We start from the raw sequence: 22082 nt of genomic DNA, 5'->3' as shown, positions 1-22082 counted from the left end.
GTGATCGTAGGATTACTTTCAGTGCACGAACCCTCGGGACGGATGCACTCGCGGGTATGCCGGGGGCAAGCCGGTTTTCTGTTCGAAGAGGCGCAAGCGCCGGACAGAGAACCTCAACTCGCGGCAATCTGATATGCGTTGGCGTAATGAGGCTTCAGCGGGATGGGGGCGTTCCAGTGGTCGGCAGTGGCGACGGCGACGAAACAGGTGCCGGGAAGCGCCCGAACGAGCGGCTCGGCTCCTGGTTCGTACGCAGCGGCTGGTCGAAGGGCGAACTGGCCCGCCAGGTGAACCGCCGGGCACGGCAGATGGGCGCCCACCACATCAGCACCGACACCTCGCGAGTGCGGCGGTGGCTCGACGGTGAGAACCCGCGTGAGCCGATCCCGCGCATCCTCTCGGAGCTCTTCTCCGAACGGTTCGGCAGTGTGGTCGCCATCGAGGACCTGGGGCTGCGCGCGGCGCACCAGTCGCCCTCGGTGTCCGGTGTCGACATGCCCTGGGCCGGCCCGCAGACGGTCTCGCTGCTCAGCGAGTTCTCCCGCAGCGACCTGATGCTCGCCCGGCGCGGCTTCCTCGGCAGCTCGCTCGCACTGGCCGCGGGGCCGACGCTCATCGAGCCGATGCAGCGCTGGCTGGTGCCCGCACCGGCCGCTGAGCCCGCCGCCGAGGACCTCGCCGACCACGCGCGGCGCCCTTCGAGACTCTCGCCGCCCGAGCTCGAACTCCTGGAGTCCACCACCGCGATGTTCCGCCAGTGGGACGCCCAGTGCGGCGGCGGGCTGCGGCGCAAGGCGGTCGTCGGCCAGCTGCACGAGGTCACCGACCTGCTGCAGGAGCCGCAGCCGGGCGCCACGTCGAAGCGGCTGTTCCGCTGCGCCGCCGAACTGGCCGAGCTGGCCGGGTGGATGAGCTACGACGTAGGTCTCCAGCCCACCGCCCAGAAGTACTTCGTGCTCGCCCTGCACGCGGCCAAGGAGGCCGGCGACAAGCCACTCGGCTCGTACATCCTCTCCTCCATGAGCCGGCAGATGATCCATCTCGGCCGGCCCGACGACGCACTGGAACTGGTCCATCTCGCGCAGTACGGCAGCCGGGAGTGCGCCACCCCCCGCACTCAGGCGATGCTGTATGCGATGGAGGCCCGCGCCTACGCCAACATGGGCCAGCCGAGCAGGTGCAAACGAGCCGTACGGATGGCCGAGGACACCTTCTCCGACGCGGGCGTCGACGGTGAGCCCGAGCCCGACTGGATCCGCTTCTTCTCCGAGGCCGAACTGAACGGCGAGAACGGCCACTCGTTCCGCGATCTCGCCTACGTGGCCGGCCGCAGCCCCACCTACGCCTCGCTCGCCGAGCCGGTCCTCGACAACGCGGTCGCGCTCTTCGGCAAGGACGAGGAGCACCAGCGTTCGTACGCCCTGAACCTCGTCGGCATGGCCACCGTGCACCTGCTGAAGAGGGAACCGGAGCAGTCCACCTCGTTCGCCACCCAGGCGCTGCACATCGCCAAGCGCGTCCGCTCGGAGCGCGTCAACACCAGGCTCCGCAAGACCGTCGACACGGCGGTCAGGAACTTCGGCGACGTCCCCGCGGTCATCGACCTCACCGAACGTCTCGCCGAGCAGCTCCCCGAGACCGCCGAAGCGGTCTGATCCGCACCCCAAGGCCCCGGCCACGACAGCTCACCCCGTGATGCCCGACTCGGCTCCCCCACGCCAGGTCATCAGGGTGGCTGCCGTGGCCGGTCTGCGTCGTCCGCGGGGCGGACCCGGACCGACGGGGGTGATCCCGTGCTTCATCCGGGCGTAACACGCGCCACCTCTTCGTCACTGCGGTGAAACACCGGGCAGCATCGGCGGAAACCGCGCTGCGCCAGTCTCTGGCGCATAACCGGCCCGCTTTCCCGCCGCTCCCCACAGCTCGCCCGCACGTGGCCGCACCGACGACGAGGAGACGCCGATGCCCGCAGGCATCATGACTCTTGCTGCAGCAGCTCCGAAACTGTCCTCCGCCAACACCGGTTTCATGCTGATCTGCTCCGCCCTGGTGATGATCATGACACCGGGTCTGGCCTTCTTCTACGGAGGCATGGTCCGGGTCAAATCCACCCTGAACATGCTGATGATGAGCTTCATCAGCCTCGGGATCGTCACGATCCTCTGGGTGCTCTACGGATTCAGCGTCGCCTTCGGCTCCGGCAACGGCTTCTTCGGCTGGTCCAAGGACTACTTCGGACTCAGCGGCATCGGACTGACCGAGCTGTGGCCCGGCTACACCATCCCGGTCTACGTCTTCGCCGTCTTCCAGCTGATGTTCGCGATCATCACCCCGGCGCTGATCAGCGGCGCGCTCGCCGACCGTGTGAAGTTCACGGCCTGGGCGCTGTTCATCGTCGGCTGGGTCACCGTCGTCTACTTCCCGGTCGCGCACTGGGTCTGGGCCTCCGACGGCTGGCTCTTCAAGAAGGGCGTCATCGACTTCGCCGGCGGTACCGCGGTCCACATCAACGCCGGCGCCGCGGCTCTCGGCGTGATCCTGGTGATCGGCAAGCGCGTCGGATTCAAGAAGGACCCGATGCGCCCGCACAGCCTTCCGCTGGTGATGCTCGGCGCGGCCCTCCTGTGGTTCGGCTGGTTCGGCTTCAACGCCGGATCATGGCTGGGCAACGACGACGGCGTCGGCGCCGTCATGTTCGTCAACACGCAGGTCGCCACAGCCGCCGCGATGCTGGCCTGGCTGGCGTACGAGAAGCTTCGCCACGGCTCCTTCACCACACTCGGCGCGGCCTCCGGCGCGGTGGCGGGCCTGGTCGCCATCACCCCGTCCGGCGGCGCGGTCAGCCCGCTCGGCGCGATCGCGGTCGGCGCCATCGCCGGTGTGCTGTGCGCCATGGCCGTCGGCCTCAAGTACCGCTTCGGCATCGACGACTCGCTCGACGTCGTCGGGGTCCACATGGTCGGCGGCATCGTCGGCTCCCTGCTCATCGGGTTCTTCGCGACCGGCGGGGTGCAGTCCGACGTGGCGGGCGTCTTCTACGGCGGCGGCTTCCACCAGCTCGGTATCCAGGCCATCGGGGTCTTCTCGGTCCTCGGCTACTCGCTGGTCGTGTCGGCAGCCCTGGCCTTCCTGATCGACAGGGCCATGGGGATGCGGGTCACCGAGGACGTCGAGGTCACAGGCATCGACCAGGACGAGCACGCCGAGACGGCATACGACTTCAGCGGAGCGGGCGGCGGCTCGCGGACAGTCCCGCCCGCCGCCGGCGGACCGGCGGGCCCAGCGAACAAGAAGGTGGACGTATGAAACTCATCACCGCGGTCGTCAAGCCCCATCGCCTCGACGAGATCAAGGAGGCGCTCCAGACCTTCGGAGTCCAGGGCCTCACCGTCACGGAGGCCAGCGGATACGGGCGCCAGCGCGGCCACACCGAGGTCTACCGCGGCGCCGAGTACACCGTGGACCTGGTGCCCAAGATCCGGATCGAGGTCCTCGTCGAGGACGCGGATGCCGATCAGCTCCTCGATGTGGTGGTCAAAGCGGCCAGGACGGGCAAGATCGGTGACGGCAAGGTCTGGAGCGTCCCGGTCGAGACAGCGATCCGGGTCAGGACCGGCGAACGCGGCCCTGACGCGCTCTGAACGACGAGAGACGGGAACTGCCGGGTGACGAGTGCCGACGAACTGACCGGTCAGGCGGATGACCCGGGACCCAGCGGTTACGCGGCGGCCCGGCTGCGCCTCCTCCAGGAGAAGGCGCAGCCCGGACCGCCGCGCCGGTCCGCCCTCGCCCGGCTGACCGACGCGTGGACGAGCGCGCTCTTCACATCGGCCGCCGAGGCCGCCGGGGTGCGCGGTGCGGCCCTGGTGGCGGTCGGCGGGTACGGGCGCGGCGAGCTGTCACCGCGCAGCGACCTGGACCTGCTCCTGCTGCACGACGGAAAGGCGGACCCGGGCGCCATCGCCTCGCTCGCCGACCGGGTCTGGTACCCGGTGTGGGACCTGGGGCTCGACCTCGACCACTCCGTGAGGACACCGGGGGAGGCGCGCAAGACGGCGGGCGACGACCTCAAGGTCCAGCTCGGCCTCCTCGACGCCCGGCACGTAGCCGGTGACCTGGGGCTCACCACCGGGCTGCGGACCTCCGTGCTCGCCGACTGGCGCAACCAGGCGCCGAAACGGCTGCCGGAGCTGTACGAACTGTGCCAGGAGCGAGCAGAGCGCCAGGGGGAGCTTCAGTTCCTCCTCGAACCGGACATCAAGGAGGCCAGGGGCGGACTGCGGGACACCACCGCGCTGCGCGCCGTCGCCGCGTCCTGGCTGGCCGACGCGCCCCGCGCGGGTCTCGACGGAGCCCGCAGGCGGCTCCTCGACGCACGGGACGCTCTGCACCTGGTCACCGGGCGCGCCACCGACCGCCTCGCACTCCAGGAACAGGACCAGGTCGCCGCCGAACTCGGGCTGCTGGACGCCGATGTGCTGCTGCGCGAGGTGTACGAAGCCGCCCGCACCGTCTCGTACGCGGGCGACGTCACCTGGCGCGAGGTCAACCGGGTGCTGCGCGCACGCTCCGCCCGCCCGCGGCTGCGCGCCCTGCTCGGCGCTGGCGGCGGCAGGACAGCGGCGGCCGAGCGGACCCCGCTGGCGGAAGGCGTGGTGGAACTGGAGGGCGAGGTGGTGCTGGCCCGCACCGCCCGCCCCGAGCGCGACCCCGTGCTGCCGTTGCGGGCGGCCGCCGCGGCGGCACAGGCCGGGCTGCCGATCTCCCTGCACGCCGTGCGCAGGCTCGCGGGAGGCACCAGGCCGCTGCCGGCGCCCTGGCCCGCCGAGGCGCGCGAACAGCTGGTCACCCTGCTCGGCGCGGGGGAGTCCACGGTGCCGGTCTGGGAGGCTCTGGAGGCCGAGGGGCTGATCACCGGGCTGCTGCCGGACTGGGAGCGAGTGCGGTGCAGGCCCCAGCGCAACCCCGTGCACACCTGGACCGTCGACCGCCATCTCGTCGAGACCGCCGTGCGGGCTTCGTCACTGACCCGCAGGGTGAGCCGCCCCGACCTGCTGCTCGTCGCCGCCCTGCTGCACGACATCGGCAAGGGCTGGCCGGGCGACCACTCGGTGGCGGGCGAAGTCATCGCCCGGGACGTGGCGGCCCGCATCGGCTTCGACCACGCGGACGCCGAGGTGCTCGCCACCCTCGTACGCCACCACCTGCTGCTCGTCGAGACCGCCACCCGGCGCGACCTGGACGACCCGGCGACCGTGAGTACGGTCGCGGATGCGGTGAAGTCCACCGCCACGCTGGAACTGCTGCACGCGCTGACCGAGGCCGACGCGCTGGCGACGGGCCCCGCGGCCTGGTCGTCGTGGCGGGCGTCGCTGGTGGACGACCTGACCGGACGGGTCGCCGCGGTACTGGCCGGCGAGGCACCCGACGAGCCGGAGCCCGGTGCGCCGGGCGCCGAGCACGAGCGGCTGGCCGTCGAGGCGCTGCGCACCGGCGGGCCGGTGCTGGCCCTGCACGCCAGGACCGAGGAACCGCAGGAGGACGGCGCCCCGGAGCCGGTGGGCGTGGAACTGCTCATCGCGCTCCCCGACCGGCCCGGCGTGCTGCCCGCGGTGGCCGGCGTCCTGGCCCTGCACCGGCTCACGGTACGCGCGGCCGATCTGCGCGCAGTGGAGCTCCCCACGGAGCTGGGCCGCGAGGCGGCCGTGCTGCTGCTGACCTGGCGGGTGGCGGCCGAGTACGGATCACTCCCGCAGGCCGTGCGGCTGCGCGCGGATCTCGTGAGGGCGCTGGACGGCTCACTGGACGTCCGGGCCAGGCTGGCCGAGCGGGAGGCGGCCTACCCGCGCCGCCGCGGCATCCAGGCGCCGCCGCCACGCGTGAAGGTGGCCCCCACCGGCTCGCGGCTGGCCACAGTGATCGAGGTCCGCGCCCAGGACGCCCCCGGGCTGCTGTACCGGATCGGACGGGCGCTGGAGACGGCCGCCGTCGCGGTGCGCAGCGCACACGTCTCCACACTGGGGGCCAACGCCGTGGACGCGTTCTATGTGACGGACCAGGACGGGCAGCCGCTCCCGGCGGACGCGGCAGCCGGTCTGGCCAGGGAGCTGGAGGCGGAGTTGCGGGGCTGAGCCGGGTGGCGCCCGCAGCGGCCCCACCCGGGATCCGGGCGCCGCGGGCGGCCGGAGAGGGGTCCGTTCTCCGGTCCGGCGGCCTCTGCCGGCATCCCTGTCGGGGGCAGGGGCAGACCCGACCCGCCACGTCCGGATACCCTGGGGTCCAACCGTCCGCCCGCCCCCGACCCGAGGATCCGCGACCGCCGTGTTCGATACCCTCTCCGACCGCCTTGCCGCGACTTTCAAGAACCTCCGGGGCAAAGGGCGCCTCAGCGAGGCGGACATCGATGCCACCGCGCGCGAAATCCGTATCGCTCTGCTCGAGGCGGACGTCGCGCTGCCCGTCGTCCGTGCCTTCATCAAGCAGATCAAGGAGCGTGCGGCCGGCGCCGAGGTCTCCCAGGCGCTGAACCCGGCCCAGCAGGTCATCAAGATCGTCAACGAGGAGCTCATCGGCATCCTCGGTGGCGAGACCCGCCGCCTGCGCTTCGCCAAGCAGCCGCCCACCGTGATCATGCTCGCGGGGCTCCAGGGCGCGGGCAAGACGACCCTCGCCGGAAAGCTGGGCCTCTGGCTGAAGGGCCAGGGCCACACCCCGCTGCTGGTGGCCTGCGACCTCCAGCGCCCCAACGCCGTCAACCAGCTGAGCGTGGTCGCCGACCGCGCGGGCGTCGCCGTGTTCGCCCCCGAGCCCGGCAACGGCGTGGGCGACCCGGTCAAGGTCGCCGAGGACTCGATCGAGTTCGCCAAGTCCAAGCAGTACGACGTCGTCGTGGTCGACACCGCGGGCCGTCTGGGCATCGACCAGGAGCTGATGCAGCAGGCCGCGGACATCCGCGACGCGGTCAGCCCGGACGAGGTCCTCTTCGTCGTCGACGCGATGATCGGTCAGGACGCGGTCAACACGGCTGAGGCCTTCCGCGACGGAGTCGGCTTCGACGGGGTGGTGCTCTCCAAGCTCGACGGCGACGCCCGGGGCGGAGCGGCCCTCTCGATCGCCCATGTCACCGGCCGGCAGATCATGTTCGCCTCGAACGGCGAGAAGCTGGACGAGTTCGACACGTTCCACCCGGACCGCATGGCGTCCCGGATCCTCGGCATGGGCGACATGCTCAGCCTGATCGAGAAGGCCGAGCAGACCTTCAGCCAGGCCGAGGCCGAGCAGATGGCCTCCAAGCTGGCCAGCAGCAAGGGCAAGGACTTCACGCTCGACGACTTCCTGGCCCAGATGGAGCAGGTCAGGAAGATGGGCAGCATCTCCAAGCTGCTCGGCATGCTCCCCGGTATGGGGCAGATGAAGGAACAGATCAACAACATCGACGAGCGGGACGTGGACCGCACCGCCGCGATCATCAAGTCGATGACCCCGGCCGAGCGCCAGGACCCGACCATCATCAACGGCTCACGCCGGGCCCGGGTCGCCAAGGGCTCGGGCGTCGAGGTCAGCGCCGTGAAGAGCCTGGTGGAGCGGTTCTTCGAGGCGCGCAAGATGATGTCGCGGATGGCCCAGGGCGGTGGCATGCCGGGGATGCCGGGCATGCCGGGCATGGGTGGCGGCCCCGGCCGGCAGAAGAAGCAGCAGAAGCAGGCCAAGGGCAAGCGCAAGAGCGGTAACCCGATGAAGCGCAAGGCTGAGGAGGAGGCCGCGGCCGCCCGCCGCGAGCAGGGCGCTCCCGGTCTGCCGGCCGGTGAGGAGCCGCCGCAGAACTTCGAGCTCCCCGACGAGTTCAAGAAGTTCATGGGCTGACCGCACCGCCGGACCGGTACACACGCGGAAGCGGCCCGCACCCCTTCGATCACTGAGGGGGTGCGGGCCGCTTCCGCGCTGTCGGACGGGTCAGGCGGTGCGGGCGACCACGTAACGGAAGACGTTCGGCATCCACACCGTGCCGTCGCGCCGCAGATGGGGGTGGAGCGCCTCGGCGACCTCCTTCTTCACCTGGTCCCGGTCCGTCGCCCGTATCGCCGCGTCGAACAGGCCGGTCGACAGGAGTCCCCGCACCGCGCTCTTCAGGTCCGCGTAGCCGAACGGGCAGGCCACCCGGCCGGACCCGTCGAGCTTCAGACCCGCCCGCGCCGCGACCTCCTCCAGGTCGTCCCTGCGCGGATGGCGGACCGCGTCGGCCAGCCGGGTGGCGACCCGCAGCACGGCCGACGTCGCGCAGCGCTCGGGCGGCCCCCAGCCGGTCAGGACCACCGCGCTGCCGCGCTCCATCAGCGGCACCGCGTCCTCGACGGCGGGCTGTAGCCCATCCGTGTCACCCGTGACACACCCCATCGGGTCGAAAGCGGTCAGCAGGTTGTACGGCGCCGCCATGGCGCCGGACGCGTCGGCCGGGCCACCGTGCACGAGATGGGTACTGCCGCGCCGCGCGCCCGCTGTGCCGTCGGCCGCCTCCGGCTGGAGCCGCTCGCGGGCCAGCGCGATCCGTTCGGCGTGCGTGTCCACACCGGTGACGCTCGCGCCGCGGGCGGCGGCTATGAGCAGGGCGAGGCCCGAGCCGCAGCCGATGCCCAGCAGCCGGGTCGCGCTGCCGGCGTCCAGCCTCTTGTAGACCGCTTCGTAGAGCGGTACCAGCATCCGCTCCTGGATCTCGGCCCAGTCGCGGGCACGCGTGACCGCTTCCTCAGTGGGAGTCGCAGTCACGGACCGGTGGTTCCGGACGAGCGTTGATGACATCGAAAGCGCCCCAATTCGCCGAGAGATCAGTTGTGAACTGTTTGCAAACCCCCGTGCAGATGTGCGCGCACTGTCCCGTTGCCAGAGAACTCCGCATCGGCGCCCAAGTCCAGGGGGCGTGAGGCAATGCTTGCGTTCCCGGAATATGCGTCCTGGCTGTGCGCCTCCGGGGCGCGAAAATGATTCACGTTCCCGGAGGCAGTCGCCGTACCATTCGCGCCATGGCAAAGGCTCCCGTTCTCACGCCCCGGGCGGACGATTTTCCCCGCTGGTACCAGGATCTGATCAACAAAGCCGAACTGGCGGACAACGGCCCGGTGCGGGGCACCATGGTCATCCGCCCGTACGGCTACGGGCTGTGGGAGCGGATGCAGCAGGAGCTGGACGCCCGCATCAAGGCAGCGGGCGCTCAGAACGCCTACTTCCCGCTCTTCATCCCCCAGTCTTACCTGACTCGCGAAGCTGAGCATGTCGAGGGATTCGCTCCGGAGCTCGCGCTGGTCACCCACGCCGGTGGCAAGGAGCTCGAAGAGCCGGTGGTCGTGCGGCCCACATCCGAGACGATCGTCAACGAATACTTCTCGAAATGGGTGCAGAGCTATCGCGATCTGCCGCTCCTCATCAATCAGTGGGCGAACGTGGTCCGTTGGGAGATGCGTCCGAGGGTGTTCCTGCGCACCACGGAATTCCTGTGGCAGGAGGGACACACCGCGCACGCCGCCCGCGAGGAGGCTCATGACTACGCTGCGTACATCCACCGGCACGTCTACGCGGATTTCATGGTCAATGTCCTCGGGATCGATGTCGTACTCGGCCGCAAGACCGCAGCGGAGCGGTTCGCGGGCGCCATCAACACCCTGACGCTCGAAGCCATGATGGGTGACGGCAAGGCCCTCCAGATGGGCACGAGCCATGAACTCGGCACCAACTTCGCCAAGGCCTTCCACACCGAGTACCTGTCGAAGGACGGCACCCAGGAGCTGGTCTGGCAGACGTCCTGGGGTGCCACGACCCGGCTGGTCGGTGGGCTGATCATGTCGCACGGTGACGACAGCGGGCTGCGGGTGCCCCCGCGGCTGGCGGCCGTGCAGGCCGTGGTCGTCGCCATCAAGGGGGACGAGGCCGTGGCCAAGGCCCGCGAGGTCGGCGCGCGGCTGGGCGCGGCGGGCATCAGGGTCCACGTCGACGACCGCACCGACATCCCCTTCGGCCGCCGAGCCGTCGACTGGGAGCTCAAGGGCGTTCCGGTACGGATCGAGATCGGCCCGCGCGATCTGGCGGAGGGAACCGCGGTGCTGGTCCGCCGGGTGGTGGCGCCGGGTGGCCCCGCGGGCAAGGTGTCCGTCCGGTCCGACGAGCTGGCCGGGCTGGTGCCCGGGGTGCTCGAAGAGGCGCAGAACCAGCTGCTGCGGGAGTCACGGGAGCGCCGTGAGGCCCGCACCAGCGATGTGCGTACGGTCGGCGAGGCCGCCGAAGCGGCGGCCGCGGGCGGCTGGGCCCGCATCCCGTGGGCCCGCCTCGGCCCCGAGGGCGAGGCCGCACTCGCCGCACACTCGGCGTCCGTGCGGTGTCTGGTCGCCGAGGACGGGTCGGTGCCGGAGTCGGACGACGCCCCCGGTAGCGTCGCCCTGGTCGCGCGCGCCTACTGAGCGGCTGTCCGGCGCGGTGGACGACAGGCGGCCGGTTAATCGGCCGAAAACGCCCCTTGCGCGCCGGGAGGCGGGGTGCAACCCGGCGCGGGAGACGTTCGTACGCGCCGGGGCGTACGCGACCCTACGTACCACCTTGGTGTGAGCTGTGAGACTTCTCCGCAGATCAGCGCACCCGCCCTCGTCCGGACGCATGAAGGGCAACTGACGGGTACGTGCAAATTATTTGGGATGCCCCGGAATAGGAACACAGCGGTACCCCGGCTCGTTGTCACGACGTGAGCACGACACCAACTGTCCTCGCCGCAGAGCTGGCGCAGGCGTGGGCCGACATTCAGCGGTACCACCCCGAGCTGCCGGATCTAGCCGCGCCCGAGTCCCTGATCGGTGAGTCCTCGTCCGCCTGTGGCGCTGAACTCTCCTTCGAGCGACTGCTCCATGAGGCAGTCCACGGCATCGCCGCCGCCCGAGGTGTCCGCGACACCTCCCGCGCCGGCCGCTACCACAACCGCAGGTTCCTGGCGATCGCAGAGGAGATGGGGCTCGACCACCCCGAGGAGCCGCATCCCAGCAGTGGCTTCTCGCTGGTCTCGCTCAACCCCGAGGCGAAGCGCAGGTACCGGCAGACGATCGAACGACTGCAGCGTGCGCTCAAGGCGCACACCGCAGCGACGGCCGCCGACACCAAACGCTCCTTCCGCGGGCCTGCCGCCCGGCACGGTTCCTCCGGGGGCGGAGTGCGGGTGAAGGCGGTCTGCGACTGCGGCCGCAATGTCCGGGTCGTCCCGTCCGTGCTGGCCCAGGCGCCCATCGTCTGCGGTGGCTGCGGGAAGGCTTTCCGTATCCCGGAAGTGGTCGCAGCGGCAGGCTGACCCCCAGGGGCCGCGACGGCCGGAGGGCGGCCGGCGGTGATTGCGGCCGGGGCGCCGCGCACCGCCCGCGTATGGCACAATGGCTAGCTGTACTCGACAGCCGCACAGGAACCCTCTCGTCCTCCGGCTGACGCGTCCATCGGGCACCCGAGTACCGCAACCCCACGTGGCATCTCGTTGTGCCCAACCACGTCAAGACCAGGAGACACCACTTCCGTGGCAGTCAAGATCAAGCTGAAGCGTCTGGGCAAGATCCGTTCGCCTCACTACCGCATCGTCGTCGCCGACTCCCGTACCCGCCGTGATGGCCGGGCCATCGAGGAGATCGGCCTGTACCACCCGGTGCAGAACCCTTCGCGCATCGAGGTCAACTCGGAGCGTGCGCAGTACTGGCTGTCCGTCGGCGCCCAGCCGACCGAGCCGGTCATGGCGATCCTGAAGCTCACCGGTGACTGGCAGGCGCACAAGGGCCTCCCGGCCCCCGCGCCGCTGCTGCAGCCGGAGCCGAAGGCCGACAAGCGCGCCGCGTTCGAGGCGTTCGCCAAGTCGATCGAGGGCGACGAGCCGAAGGGTGAGGCCATCACCCCGAAGGCGAAGAAGGCCGACAAGAAGGCGGACGAGGCGGCTCCGGCCACGGAGCCCTCGCCGTCCGCCGCTGAGCCGACCGAGGCCTGAGCATGCTCGAGGAGGCTCTCGAGCACCTCGTGAAGGGCATCGTCGACAACCCCGACGACGTACAGGTGGCCTCGCGCAACCTCCGTCGTGGGCAGGTGCTCGAGGTCCGGGTGCACCCCGACGACCTCGGTAAGGTGATCGGCCGCAACGGCCGCACCGCGCGCGCCCTGCGCACCATCGTGGGCGCCATCGGCGGCCGTGGTATCCGGGTCGACCTCGTCGACGTGGACCAGGTCCGCTGAGAAGTAGCTGAACACCGGCTCGGGCCGGGGAGGGCTGAGAAGCCGTCCCCGGCCTTTGTCGTCCCCTCTGCCGTCCGTGGAACGCGCACGGCAGTACGAAAAGCAGCAAGAAACAGCGAGAACAGCAGAGAAGGAGCGAAGCGTGCAGCTGGTAGTCGCACGGATCGGGCGCGCCCACGGCATCAAGGGCGAAGTCACCGTGGAGGTGCGCACGGACGAGCCCGAGCTGCGGCTCGGACCCGGCGCAGTGCTCACCACCGACCCCGCAGCCACCGGGCCGCTGACGATCGAGACCGGCCGGGTGCACAGCGGCAGGCTGCTGCTGCGTTTCGCGGGGGTCGCGGACCGGACGGCCGCCGAGGCGCTCCGGAACACCCTGCTGATCGCCGACGTCGACCCTGAGCAGACGCCGGAGGACCCCGAGGAGTTCTACGACCACCAGCTGATGGACCTCGACGTGGTGCTGGCCGACGGCACTGAGGTGGGCCGGATCACCGAGATCACCCACCTGCCCTCGCAGGACCTCTTCATCGTCGAGCGGCCCGACGGCAGCGAGGTCATGATCCCCTTCGTCGAGGAGATCGTCACCTCGATCGACCTCGACGAGCAGCGGGCCGTCATCGACCCGCCGCCCGGCCTGATCGACGAGGGCCAGGCCGAGGTTGCCGGCGCCAGGGACGACGACTGATGCGGATCGACGTCGTCACGATCTTCCCGGAGTACCTCGAACCCCTGAATGTCTCGCTGGTCGGCAAGGCGCGCGCACGCGGGCGGCTCGACGTGCAGGTGCACGACCTGCGCGACTGGACGTACGACCGGCACAACACGGTCGACGACACCCCTTACGGCGGGGGCCCCGGCATGGTCATGAAGACGGAGCCATGGGGCGAGGCGCTTGACGAGGTGCTGGCCTCCGGTTACGAGGCGGGCGCGGCCGGGCCCGTCCTGGTCGTCCCCACCCCCAGCGGCCGCCCCTTCACCCAGCAGGTCGCGGTCGAACTCTCCGAGCGGCCCTGGCTGGTCTTCACGCCCGCCAGGTACGAGGGGATCGACCGGCGGGTGGTCGATGAGTACGCGACCCGTATGCCGGTGTACGAAGTGTCCATCGGGGACTACGTCCTGGCCGGCGGCGAGGCCGCCGTTCTGGTGATCACGGAAGCCGTCGCGCGGCTGCTGCCCGGTGTGCTCGGCAACGCCGAATCGCATCAGGACGACTCGTTCGCCACCGGCGCGATGGCCGACCTGCTGGAGGGCCCCGTCTACACCAAGCCGCCCGAGTGGCGGGGCCGTGGCATCCCGGACGTCCTGCTGAGCGGCCACCACGGGAAGATCGCGCGCTGGCGGCGGGACGAGGCCTTCCGCCGTACGGATCTCAACAGGCCGGATCTGCTGGAGCGCAGCGACCCCGGGTCCTTCAGCAAGAAGGACCGCGAGATGCTCTCGATCCTGGGCTGGAAGCAGGGCCCCGGAGGGCGATTTGGGCGAGAGCCCGGGGCCGTGGAAGAATAGGCCGCTGCTGTACGTCCGGCGTGCGCCCCTGCCACAGGGGGAACGACGACCGTCCGACGCGATCAGCTCCCGAAACTCATCACGATGATCCCGTCGATGACCTGTGGCATCGGCGAAGAAAGCAGAAGAATATGTCCAGCCTGCTCAACGACGTCAAGGCCGCTTCGCTGCGGTCCGACCTTCCGGCCTTCCGCGCCGGCGACACGGTCAACGTTCACGTCCGTGTCATCGAGGGCAACCGCTCGCGTATCCAGCAGTTCAAGGGTGTCGTCATCCGCCGCCAGGGTGCGGGCGTCAGCGAGACCTTCACGGTCCGCAAGGTCTCCTTCTCCGTCGGCGTCGAGCGCACCTTCCCGGTGCACAGCCCGATCTTCGAGAAGATCGAGCTCGTCACCCGCGGTGACGTCCGCCGCGCGAAGCTGTACTACCTCCGTGAGCTGCGCGGCAAGGCCGCGAAGATCAAGGAGAAGCGCGACCACTGAGTCCACAGGGCGGCCGGATAAGCTCTGGCCCCGATGGACACCGAAGCACAGCACGAGGAGCGCGGCAGCTCACCCGAAACGGATACGTCCGGCGAGGGGGAGCGGTCGCGCTCCCTGCGTCTCGCCGCGATGACCGACGGGCCCTGGCGCAAGGCCGGGCTGCTGGTGATCGTCTGCCTGGTGTTCCTGCTGCTGCTCAGTACGTACGTGATGCAGCCGTTCCTGATCCCCAGCGGATCGATGGAGCCGACGCTCGAAGTCGGGGACAGGGTGCTCGTCGACAAGCTGGCGTACCGGTTCGGCTCCGCGCCGCACCGCGGCGACGTGGTGGTCTTCGACGGCACCGGCTCGTTCGTGCAGGACGCGCCCCGGCAGAACCCGGTGCCGCGGGTGGTGCGCGGCGCGGCTGCGGCCCTGGGCCTGGCCGCGCCCGCCGATTCCGACTACGTCAAGCGTGTGGTGGGGGTGGGCGGCGACCATGTGGTCTGCTGCGACAAGCAGGGGCGGATCCACGTGAACGGGCGGCCGGTGAACGAGGCCTATGTGTATCCCGGCAACCCGCCCTCGCAGGTGCCCTTCGACATCGTTGTACCCGAAGGAACCCTGTGGGTCATGGGCGACCACCGGTCCCGTTCCAGTGACTCACGTGACCACCTCGGTGAACCCGGCGGCGGGATGGTCCCGGTGGACCGGGTGATCGGGCGGGCCGGCGGGATCGCCTGGCCCTTCAGCCGCTGGGGCTCGCTGGAACGTACCGGGGCCTTCGACCGGGTCCCCGCCGCAGGAGCCACCCATGGGTAACCGGGGAAGAGCGCGCGGCGACGGGGGCGGCGAGGGGCCGCCGGCGCAGAGCCGCTCCGACCGGGAGCGGGCCCTGCCCACCAGGGCGGAGCGGCGCAGACTCGCCCGCAAGGTCGAGCGGCGGCGGCGCAGATCCGCGGTGCGGGAGATACCTGTCCTCATCGTCGTGGCGGTGGTGATCGCGCTGGTGCTCAAGACGTTCCTGGTGCAGGCCTTCGTCATCCCGTCGGGTTCGATGGAGCAGACGATCCGGATCGGTGACCGGGTGCTGGTCGACAAACTCACCCCCTGGTTCGGCTCCAAGCCGCAGCGCGGTGATGTCGTCGTCTTCAAGGACCCCGGCCACTGGCTGCCCCCGGAAGAGGCGCAGAGCCAGAGCTCCCCCTTCCTCGTCAAAGAGCTCAAGACGGGCCTGACCTTCATCGGACTGCTTCCGTCGGACAACGAGCAGGATCTGATCAAGCGGGTCATCGGGGTCGGCGGGGACACGGTCAAATGCTGCGACAAGAGTGGCAAAGTCACGGTCAACGGTGTGCCCCTCGACGAGCCCTATCTCTATCCGGGCAATCCGCCCTCACAGCTGAAGTTCGAGGTGAAGGTTCCGCGCGGCCGGCTCTTCGTGATGGGGGACCACCGGTCCAACTCGGCGGATTCCCGGTTCCATCTGGACTCGGCCTACCAGGGGACGGTGCCGGAGAGCGGTGTGGTGGGCCGTGCGGTCGTCATCGCCTGGCCGTTCGGGCACTTGCGCAGGCTCAAGGAGCCCGCCACCTTCGCGTCGGTCGCTGCCGGGGCCGCCGGTACGGGTCGGGGCGGCGGGGGGCCGGATGCGCATAGTCTGGCGTCCCAGGATCGGCACGTAAACTTCCGGCTCCCGACTCCTGCGGAACTTCCGCTCGTTATGGGAGTGGTGGGCCTGCGTCTCCTCGGAGGCAGGCGACGGCACGGAGTGAGGAGTGGATGTGGGGGACGTGGCGGTCGGCGCGCGATCCGGACACGAAGAGCCAGAGGACCGGTCAGGGCCGCCCGTTGGCGGCGCGGGAACCGAGGCCTCTGACGGCGGCGGGCCCGACGGGCCCGGCGGCCTGCACAGGGACGGCGGTCAGCAGGGCAGTCCCGGCGGGCCGGAAGGCGAGGACGGCAGGAACACCGGGAGCAGCGGACCGAAGAAACCGCGTTCCTTCTGGAAGGAACTGCCGCTCCTCATCGGCATCGCGCTGGTACTGGCCCTGTTGATCAAGACCTTCCTGGTGCAGGCCTTCTCGATCCCGTCCGACTCGATGCAGGACACGCTGCAGCGCGGTGACCGGGTGCTGGTCGACAAGCTGACCCCGTGGTTCGGCTCGGAGCCGGACCGGGGCGACGTCGTGGTGTTCCATGACCCGGGCGGCTGGCTCGAAGGCGAGCCGACCCCGGATCCGAACGTCGCGCAGAAGTTCCTCAGCTTCATCGGCCTGATGCCGTCCGCCGAGGAGAAGGACCTGATCAAGCGGGTCATCGCGGTCGGCGGGGACACGGTTTCGTGCAAGAAGGGGGGCCCGGTCGTCGTCAACGGCAAGGCGCTCTCCGAGAAGTCGTTCATCTACCCCGGCAACACCCCGTGCGACGACCAGCCGTTCGGGCCGATCCATGTGCCCAAGGGCCGGATCTGGGTGATGGGCGACCACCGCCAGGACTCGCTGGACTCGCGCTACCACCAGCAACTGGCGGGCGGTGGCACGGTCTCGACCAAGGAGGTCGTCGGACGGGCCTTCGTCGTGGCGTGGCCGGTCAACCGCTGGTCGTGGCTGGGCGTGCCCAGCACCTTCGACCAGAAGGGCATCAACGCCGCAGGTGATCTCGGCCCCGCCGCGCTTGGGCTCGCGGGGGCGCTGCCGCTGGTGATCCGGCGCAGGCGCAAGCTGACCCGCGACGGTACTGCCGGGTAAGGTGCCCTCCCAGATTGTTGATCTCCGATGTGGGGAGCGCTGGGATGAGCGGAACAGTACGTACGAGTGACGAGGGCGGCCGGCTCGGCAGTGCGCTGTCGGGCCTGGCCGTGGCCGTCGGCTGCGTGCTCTTTCTCGGAGGGTTCGCCTGGGGTGCGGTGGAGTACAAGCCGTACACCGTGCCGACCGACTCGATGACCCCGACCGTCCAGGTGGGGGACCGGGTGCTGGCGCAGCGAATAGACAGCAGCGCGGTACGCCGCGGAGACGTGGTGGTCTTCAAGGATCCCGCCTGGGGCGATATGCCGATGCTGAAGCGCGTGGTCGGTGTCGGTGGTGACGAGGTCGCCTGCTGTGACGCCGGGGGCCGGCTCACCGTGAACGGCAAGGGGATCAACGAGCCGTATCTCAAGGCCGATTCGCTGTCCAAGGGGCGTGCCTCCGCGAACGATTTCACCGTGAAGGTGCCCGAGGGGCGGCTCTTTCTGCTCGGGGACGAACGCACCAACTCGATGGACTCACGGGTCCACCTCCAGGACGCGGACCACGGTTCGGTGCCGCGCTCCACGGTCTCCGCACGGGTGGACGCCATCGCCTGGCCGCTGAGCGGCGGCACGATCGGGCGCCCGGACGGTTTCGCCGCGCTGCCCGGGGGTGTCTCGCAGCCCGGCCCGCTGAAACTCGTGGTGGGGGCGGTGCTGGCGGGGGTCGTCCTGATCCTGGTCGGGGCGGTCTACGGGCCGCTCGCCCGGCTGGGCCGCAGGAAGAAGGTGACCGCAGGTGTCGGCTGAGCCGGCGGAAGGCTCTCGGACCGGGACCGGGGACGGGGCGACGGCGGCCACGGAGGGCGCCGGAGCCCCGGAGGCGCCCGAAGCCACGGCCGGGGCGGAGGCCACGCGGGCGGCGGAACCTGTCGCGGCCGGACTTCCGGCGGATGAGGAGCTGCGCAAGGTCGCGCGCGTCATCCTGCTCGATCCGGCGGACCGGGTACTGCTGATGCACGGATTCGAGCCCGCGGACCCGTCGAGTACCTGGTGGTTCACCCCCGGCGGGGGTGTCGAACCGGGGGAGACGCACGAGGAGGCCGCGCTCCGTGAGGTACGCGAGGAGACCGGCATCGGCACGGTGGAGCTCGGCCCGGTGCTCTGGACGCGGATGTGTTCGTTCCCGTTCGACGGGCGGCGGTGGAACCAGGACGAGCGGTACTTTCTCGGCCGGACCACCCGGACCGCGACGGCCATGGACGGGCTGACCCCCCTGGAGCAGCGCAGTGTCGCGGGGCTGAGGTGGTGGACTTCCGCCGAACTGTCCGCGACGCGTGAGACGGTGTACCCGACCAGGCTCGCCGGGCTGCTGCGCACGCTGCTCGACGAGGGTCCCCCGGCTGCACCGGTGGTCCTGGCCCCGGAAATCGTCTAGGGGCGCAGGAGAGCGGCGCACAATAGGGGGACGCACGGCTGAAGGGGAACATGCCATGAGCGCCGAGGACCTCGAAAAGTACGAGACCGAGATGGAGCTGAAGCTCTACCGGGAGTACCGCGACGTCGTTGGCCTGTTCAAATATGTGATCGAGACCGAACGGCGCTTCTACCTCACCAACGACTACGAGATGCAGGTGCACTCCGTACAGGGCGAGGTCTTTTTCGAGGTGTCGATGGCGGATGCCTGGGTCTGGGACATGTACAGGCCGGCGAGGTTCGTCAAACAGGTACGCGTACTGACGTTCAAGGACGTGAACATCGAGGAGCTCAACAAGAGCGATCTCGAACTTCCGGGTGGCTGAGTTGTCCACAACCGGCGAGTAACCCACCAAGATCCACACGGTGGCGGCCCGAGCGGCACAGTCGGTACCGGAGGTGGTGCCGATATGAACGCACGGGGGGCACTCGGGCGGTACGGCGAGGGACTGGCGGCAAGGACGCTGGCCGGAGCCGGGATGACCGTCGTCGAGCGGAACTGGCGCTGCAGGTCGGGCGAGATCGACATCGTGGCGCGAGACGGCGACGCACTGGTCGTCTGTGAGGTGAAGACGCGCCGGGAAGGCTCCTTCGAGCATCCGATGGCCGCGGTCACGCCGGTCAAGGCCGACCGGCTCAGACGCCTCGCCGGGTGCTGGATCGCCGAGAACGGCGGAGCGCCGCCCGGCGGGGTGCGGATCGATCTGATCGGGGTCCTGCTGCCCAGGCGTGGGGCGCCGCTGGTCGAGCACGCGCGGGGGGTGGCCTGATGGGCTTCGCGCGTGCGTGTTCGGTCGCGCTGGTCGGTGTCGAAGGCGTCGTGGTGGAGGTTCAGGCAGATCTCGAGCCTGGCATCGCCGCCTTCACGCTGGTGGGGCTGCCGGACAAGAGTCTGATCGAAAGCCGGGACCGGGTCAGGGCCGCCGTGGTGAACTCCGGTGCCGAGTGGCCGCAGAAGAAACTCACCGTCGGGCTCAGCCCGGCTTCCGTGCCGAAGAGCGGCAGCGGATTCGATCTGGCTGTGGCCTGCGCCGTCCTGGGAGCCGCGGAGCGCGTCGACCCCGGGGAGATCGCCGATCTGGTGCTGATCGGGGAGCTGGGGCTCGACGGCCGGGTCCGGCCGGTACGCGGAATCCTGCCCGCGGTCCTGGCGGCGGCGGAAGCCGGGTATCGGCAGGTCGTCGTCCCGGAGCAGACCGCGGGGGAGGCGTCACTGGTGCCCGGCGTCTCGGTTCTGGGGGTGCGGAGCCTGCGGCAGCTCATCGCCGTGCTCAACGGCGAGCCCGTGCCCGAGGAGGCGGTACCGGCGGAGGGGCGGCCGGACGCGATGCTCGCAGGGCTGATGGTGCCGGGCGCCGGGGCGGGCACCGGGCTGGCCGCGGGCGCGGCAATCGGACCGGGGCCCGATCTCGCTGACGTGGCGGGCCAGCCGGCCGCCAGAAAGGCGCTGGAGGTCGCGGCCACCGGAGCCCACCACCTGCTGCTGCACGGGCCTCCGGGCGCAGGCAAGACCATGCTGGCCGAGCGGCTGCCTGCGATCCTCCCACCGCTGACCAGGCAGGAGTCCCTGGAGGTGACAGCGGTCCACTCGGTGGCCGGCATCCTCCCACCGGGAGAGCCCCTGATCAGGGCTGCCCCGTACTGCGCGCCACACCACTCCGCGACCATGCAGTCGCTGGTCGGGGGCGGCAACGGGCTCCCGCGGCCGGGAGCCGTGTCCCTCGCACATCGAGGGGTCCTTTTTCTGGACGAATCGCCAGAATTCTCCGTCCGGGTGCTCGACGCACTCCGCCAGCCCCTGGAGTCCGGCCATGTGGTGGTCGCGCGCAGCGCCGGGGTGGTGCGGCTGCCTGCCAGATTTCTGATGGTGCTGGCGGCCAATCCCTGCCCCTGCGGCCGGCACTCGATGAACGGGTCGGGGTGCGAATGCCCGCCGTCGGTGGTCCGGCGCTACCAGGCCAGACTCTCCGGCCCGCTCCTCGACCGGGTGGATCTCCGGGTCGAGGTGGAGCCGGTGCGCCGTTCCGACCTCATGGGGCAGGGCGATTCGGGCGAGTCGTCGGCCGCCGTGGCGGTGCGGGTACGGGAGGGCAGGGAACGGGCCGCGGCACGGCTGGCCGGTTCGCCGTGGCGGACGAACAGTGAAGTGCCGGGCCATGAGCTGCGGACCCGGTGGACGGCGGCGCCGGGCGCGCTCGTCGCGGCGGAGCGCGACATGGAGCGCGGGCTGCTCACGGCCCGCGGTCTCGACCGGGTCCTGAGAGTGGCCTGGACGGTCGCCGATCTCGCGGGCCGCGACCGGCCGGGCGCCCAGGATGTCGGGCTCGCTCTCCAACTGCGCACGGGCGTGGACCGCGGGGCACTGGCAGCAGCCAGGAAGGACTCCGCATGAGCGAGGATGCCGCTGAGGACGAACGGGTGGCCCGCGCCGCGCTGACCCGGATCATGGAGCCGGGCGACGAACTGGGCGGCCGGTGGCTGCGGGACCTGGGAGCCGTGGAGCTCTGGCGGCGCCTGCGCGCCACGGTGGACGACGAGGGGGCGGCGTTCCCCAGGATGAGTGCCAAGCGGCTCGCCGGTTATCGGCTACGGGCAGCCTCGGCGAGGCCCGCGCGGGATCTGGCGGCCGCGGATGCCGGTGGCGGGCGGTTCATCTGCCCCGGTGACCAGGAGTGGCCTGCGCAGCTCGACGACCTGGGGGACGCCCGGCCGATCGGCCTCTGGGTGCGGGGCCGGCCCCATCTGCGGATATGGGCGCTGCGTTCCGTCGCGGTGGTCGGCGCCCGCGCTTGCACGGCCTATGGCGCGCACATGGCGGCCGCGCTGGGTTCGGGGCTGGCCGAACTGGGCTGGGTTGTCGTGTCGGGTGCCGCGTTCGGTGTGGACGGCGCCGCGCACCGCGGGACGCTGGCGGCGGGTGGGGCCACCATCGCGGTACTGGCCTGCGGGGTCGACACGGTATACCCGCGCGGCCATGCCGAGATGATCGGCCGGATCGCGGAACAGGGCCTGCTCATCGGTGAGTTGCCACCAGGTGACCATCCGACGCCCAGCCGTTTCATTCTCCGGAACAGGGTGATCGCCGCGCTCACCCGGGGGACCGTGGTCGTCGAGGCCGAGTACCGCAGCGGTTCGCTGGCCACCGCGCGCAGCGCGCAGAGACTGGGCCGGTACACGATGGGCGTCCCCGGGCCGGTCACCAGCGGTCTCTCGGCCGGCGTGCATGAACTGCTGCGCGGCGGCGGTGTACTGGTCACCGACGCGGCCGAAGTGGCCGAACTGGTGGGAGACATCGGCGAACTCGCACCCGACAGGCGTGGCCCCGTACTTCCCAGGGATCTTCTCGGTCCTGTCGCGGCCAGGGTGCTGGAGGCGCTCCCTGGCCACGGCGCGATGGACGGTCGGAACGTGGCGCGTGAGGCCGGGACGACAGCGGACGAGGCGCTCGCCAGGCTGTACGAACTCCACTCGTTGGGGTTCGTCGAAAGACGCGGTGACGGATGGCAGTTGGTATCGGCCACGCCACAGATCGCCGACGCGCGGCGAGGCGATGCTTGATCCGGGGCAATCGGGTGAAAAGGTGATGTCGCAGCCTCGGCAGGGGCCTTCCGGCATCGCCTCCCGGACGCGGTCCACGCGATGACGTCACGCAGGGTGCTATGACGTACTCA

At 70.5% G+C, this 22082-nt stretch carries 22 protein-coding genes; 21 read left to right on the top strand and 1 reads right to left on the bottom strand.

Going from position 1 to position 22082, the window contains the following annotated elements; all coding sequences use genetic code 11:
* Nucleotides 1-176: 176 nt before the first annotated feature.
* The 5 genes from OG584_RS08735 (at nucleotide 177) to ffh (ending at nucleotide 7863) form a co-directional block, all read left to right on the top strand.
* Entirely contained in the window at nucleotides 177-1655 is a 1479-nt protein-coding gene (locus OG584_RS08735) for a hypothetical protein (RefSeq protein WP_405776723.1), read from the top strand.
* Nucleotides 1656-1962: 307 nt separating this feature from the next.
* Nucleotides 1963-3306 carry an ammonium transporter gene (locus tag OG584_RS08730; protein WP_405776721.1) on the top strand — a complete coding sequence of 448 codons (1344 nt, stop codon included), beginning with the start codon at nucleotides 1963-1965 and terminating at the stop codon, nucleotides 3304-3306.
* On the top strand, nucleotides 3303-3641 hold the full coding sequence (locus tag OG584_RS08725) for a P-II family nitrogen regulator (protein ID WP_405776719.1): 339 nt from the start codon (nucleotides 3303-3305) through the stop codon (nucleotides 3639-3641). Before OG584_RS08730 ends, OG584_RS08725 begins: the two co-directional genes overlap by 4 nt.
* A gap of 24 nt (nucleotides 3642-3665) precedes the next feature.
* On the top strand, nucleotides 3666-6131 hold the full coding sequence (locus OG584_RS08720) for a [protein-PII] uridylyltransferase (protein ID WP_405776717.1): 2466 nt from the start codon (nucleotides 3666-3668) through the stop codon (nucleotides 6129-6131).
* Between the two features lie 190 nt (nucleotides 6132-6321).
* The gene (gene ffh, locus OG584_RS08715) at nucleotides 6322-7863 is read left to right on the top strand and encodes a signal recognition particle protein (protein WP_405776715.1); all 1542 of its coding nucleotides are present in this window, start codon (nucleotides 6322-6324) and stop codon (nucleotides 7861-7863) included.
* 90 nt (nucleotides 7864-7953) lie between these two features.
* Here the strand turns inward: ffh and OG584_RS08710 are convergent, their stop codons facing one another.
* On the bottom strand, nucleotides 7954-8796 hold the full coding sequence (locus OG584_RS08710) for a methyltransferase domain-containing protein (protein WP_405776713.1): 843 nt from the start codon (nucleotides 8794-8796) through the stop codon (nucleotides 7954-7956).
* Nucleotides 8797-9017: 221 nt separating this feature from the next.
* Here OG584_RS08710 and proS point away from each other — a divergent pair, with 221 nt between their 5' ends.
* The 16 genes from proS to dprA all read left to right on the top strand — a co-directional run bounded on the left by proS (nucleotide 9018) and on the right by dprA (nucleotide 21969).
* Entirely contained in the window at nucleotides 9018-10445 is a 1428-nt protein-coding gene (gene proS / locus OG584_RS08705; RefSeq protein WP_405776711.1) for a proline--tRNA ligase, read from the top strand.
* 278 nt (nucleotides 10446-10723) lie between these two features.
* A complete protein-coding gene (locus OG584_RS08700) occupies nucleotides 10724-11317 on the top strand; it encodes a hypothetical protein (protein ID WP_266852529.1) in 594 nt (197 codons plus the stop codon).
* 216 nt (nucleotides 11318-11533) lie between these two features.
* On the top strand, nucleotides 11534-11992 hold the full coding sequence (gene rpsP / locus OG584_RS08695; protein WP_405776709.1) for a 30S ribosomal protein S16: 459 nt from the start codon (nucleotides 11534-11536) through the stop codon (nucleotides 11990-11992).
* Between the two features lie 2 nt (nucleotides 11993-11994).
* Complete coding sequence (locus OG584_RS08690; RefSeq protein ID WP_164265900.1) at nucleotides 11995-12234, top strand: RNA-binding protein; 240 nt, start codon at nucleotides 11995-11997, stop codon at nucleotides 12232-12234.
* Nucleotides 12235-12376: 142 nt separating this feature from the next.
* The gene (gene rimM / locus OG584_RS08685; RefSeq protein WP_405776707.1) at nucleotides 12377-12922 is read left to right on the top strand and encodes a ribosome maturation factor RimM; all 546 of its coding nucleotides are present in this window, start codon (nucleotides 12377-12379) and stop codon (nucleotides 12920-12922) included.
* Entirely contained in the window at nucleotides 12922-13743 is an 822-nt protein-coding gene (trmD, locus tag OG584_RS08680) for a tRNA (guanosine(37)-N1)-methyltransferase TrmD (RefSeq protein WP_405776705.1), read from the top strand. Before rimM ends, trmD begins: the two co-directional genes overlap by 1 nt.
* A gap of 131 nt (nucleotides 13744-13874) precedes the next feature.
* Complete coding sequence (rplS, locus tag OG584_RS08675; protein ID WP_164265897.1) at nucleotides 13875-14225, top strand: 50S ribosomal protein L19; 351 nt, start codon at nucleotides 13875-13877, stop codon at nucleotides 14223-14225.
* A 33-nt stretch (nucleotides 14226-14258) separates the two neighbouring features.
* Nucleotides 14259-15026: a signal peptidase I gene (gene lepB / locus OG584_RS08670; protein ID WP_405776703.1), complete on the top strand. Its 768-nt coding sequence runs from the start codon at nucleotides 14259-14261 to the stop codon at nucleotides 15024-15026.
* On the top strand, nucleotides 15019-16083 hold the full coding sequence (gene lepB / locus OG584_RS08665; RefSeq protein ID WP_405776701.1) for a signal peptidase I: 1065 nt from the start codon (nucleotides 15019-15021) through the stop codon (nucleotides 16081-16083). The genes lepB (OG584_RS08670) and lepB (OG584_RS08665) overlap by 8 nt, the downstream gene beginning before the upstream one ends.
* Nucleotides 15998-16954, top strand: a complete 957-nt coding sequence (lepB, locus tag OG584_RS08660) for a signal peptidase I (protein WP_405783940.1) — start codon at nucleotides 15998-16000, stop codon at nucleotides 16952-16954. The genes lepB (OG584_RS08665) and lepB (OG584_RS08660) overlap by 86 nt, the downstream gene beginning before the upstream one ends.
* 44 nt (nucleotides 16955-16998) lie before the next feature.
* Complete coding sequence (gene lepB / locus OG584_RS08655; protein WP_405776699.1) at nucleotides 16999-17745, top strand: signal peptidase I; 747 nt, start codon at nucleotides 16999-17001, stop codon at nucleotides 17743-17745.
* 151 nt (nucleotides 17746-17896) lie between these two features.
* Complete coding sequence (locus OG584_RS08650) at nucleotides 17897-18373, top strand: NUDIX hydrolase (protein ID WP_405783939.1); 477 nt, start codon at nucleotides 17897-17899, stop codon at nucleotides 18371-18373.
* A gap of 55 nt (nucleotides 18374-18428) precedes the next feature.
* Nucleotides 18429-18737, top strand: a complete 309-nt coding sequence (locus OG584_RS08645; protein ID WP_003965949.1) for a DUF2469 domain-containing protein — start codon at nucleotides 18429-18431, stop codon at nucleotides 18735-18737.
* Nucleotides 18738-18821: 84 nt separating this feature from the next.
* Nucleotides 18822-19181: a YraN family protein gene (locus OG584_RS08640; protein ID WP_405776697.1), complete on the top strand. Its 360-nt coding sequence runs from the start codon at nucleotides 18822-18824 to the stop codon at nucleotides 19179-19181.
* On the top strand, nucleotides 19181-20803 hold the full coding sequence (locus OG584_RS08635) for a YifB family Mg chelatase-like AAA ATPase (RefSeq protein WP_405776695.1): 1623 nt from the start codon (nucleotides 19181-19183) through the stop codon (nucleotides 20801-20803). The genes OG584_RS08640 and OG584_RS08635 overlap by 1 nt, the downstream gene beginning before the upstream one ends.
* A complete protein-coding gene (gene dprA, locus OG584_RS08630; protein WP_405776693.1) occupies nucleotides 20800-21969 on the top strand; it encodes a DNA-processing protein DprA in 1170 nt (389 codons plus the stop codon). The genes OG584_RS08635 and dprA overlap by 4 nt, the downstream gene beginning before the upstream one ends.
* Nucleotides 21970-22082 lie beyond the last annotated feature (113 nt).

Origin of the sequence: Streptomyces sp. NBC_00859 (assembly GCF_045161865.1) — a bacterium.
Classification (GTDB): Bacteria; Actinomycetota; Actinomycetes; order Streptomycetales; family Streptomycetaceae; genus Streptomyces.
The sequence above is the reverse complement of the archived record's forward strand: the minus strand, read 5'-3'. Positions and strand labels throughout refer to the sequence as shown.

What these genes read in the sequence shown, in the direction of transcription:
- OG584_RS08730 (WP_405776721.1), top strand. Translation starts at nt 1,963, where the DNA reads ATGCCCGCAGGCATCATGACTCTTGCTGCAGCAGCTCCGAAACTGTCC.
- OG584_RS08725 (WP_405776719.1), top strand. Translation starts at nt 3,303, where the DNA reads ATGAAACTCATCACCGCGGTCGTCAAGCCCCATCGCCTCGACGAGATC.
- OG584_RS08710 (WP_405776713.1), bottom strand. Translation starts at nt 8,796, where the DNA reads ATGTCATCAACGCTCGTCCGGAACCACCGGTCCGTGACTGCGACTCCC.
- proS (WP_405776711.1), top strand. Translation starts at nt 9,018, where the DNA reads ATGGCAAAGGCTCCCGTTCTCACGCCCCGGGCGGACGATTTTCCCCGC.
- OG584_RS08690 (WP_164265900.1), top strand. Translation starts at nt 11,995, where the DNA reads ATGCTCGAGGAGGCTCTCGAGCACCTCGTGAAGGGCATCGTCGACAAC.
- trmD (WP_405776705.1), top strand. Translation starts at nt 12,922, where the DNA reads ATGCGGATCGACGTCGTCACGATCTTCCCGGAGTACCTCGAACCCCTG.
- rplS (WP_164265897.1), top strand. Translation starts at nt 13,875, where the DNA reads ATGTCCAGCCTGCTCAACGACGTCAAGGCCGCTTCGCTGCGGTCCGAC.
- lepB (WP_405776703.1), top strand. Translation starts at nt 14,259, where the DNA reads ATGGACACCGAAGCACAGCACGAGGAGCGCGGCAGCTCACCCGAAACG.
- lepB (WP_405776701.1), top strand. Translation starts at nt 15,019, where the DNA reads ATGGGTAACCGGGGAAGAGCGCGCGGCGACGGGGGCGGCGAGGGGCCG.
- lepB (WP_405776699.1), top strand. Translation starts at nt 16,999, where the DNA reads ATGAGCGGAACAGTACGTACGAGTGACGAGGGCGGCCGGCTCGGCAGT.
- OG584_RS08645 (WP_003965949.1), top strand. Translation starts at nt 18,429, where the DNA reads ATGAGCGCCGAGGACCTCGAAAAGTACGAGACCGAGATGGAGCTGAAG.
- OG584_RS08640 (WP_405776697.1), top strand. Translation starts at nt 18,822, where the DNA reads ATGAACGCACGGGGGGCACTCGGGCGGTACGGCGAGGGACTGGCGGCA.
- OG584_RS08635 (WP_405776695.1), top strand. Translation starts at nt 19,181, where the DNA reads ATGGGCTTCGCGCGTGCGTGTTCGGTCGCGCTGGTCGGTGTCGAAGGC.
- dprA (WP_405776693.1), top strand. Translation starts at nt 20,800, where the DNA reads ATGAGCGAGGATGCCGCTGAGGACGAACGGGTGGCCCGCGCCGCGCTG.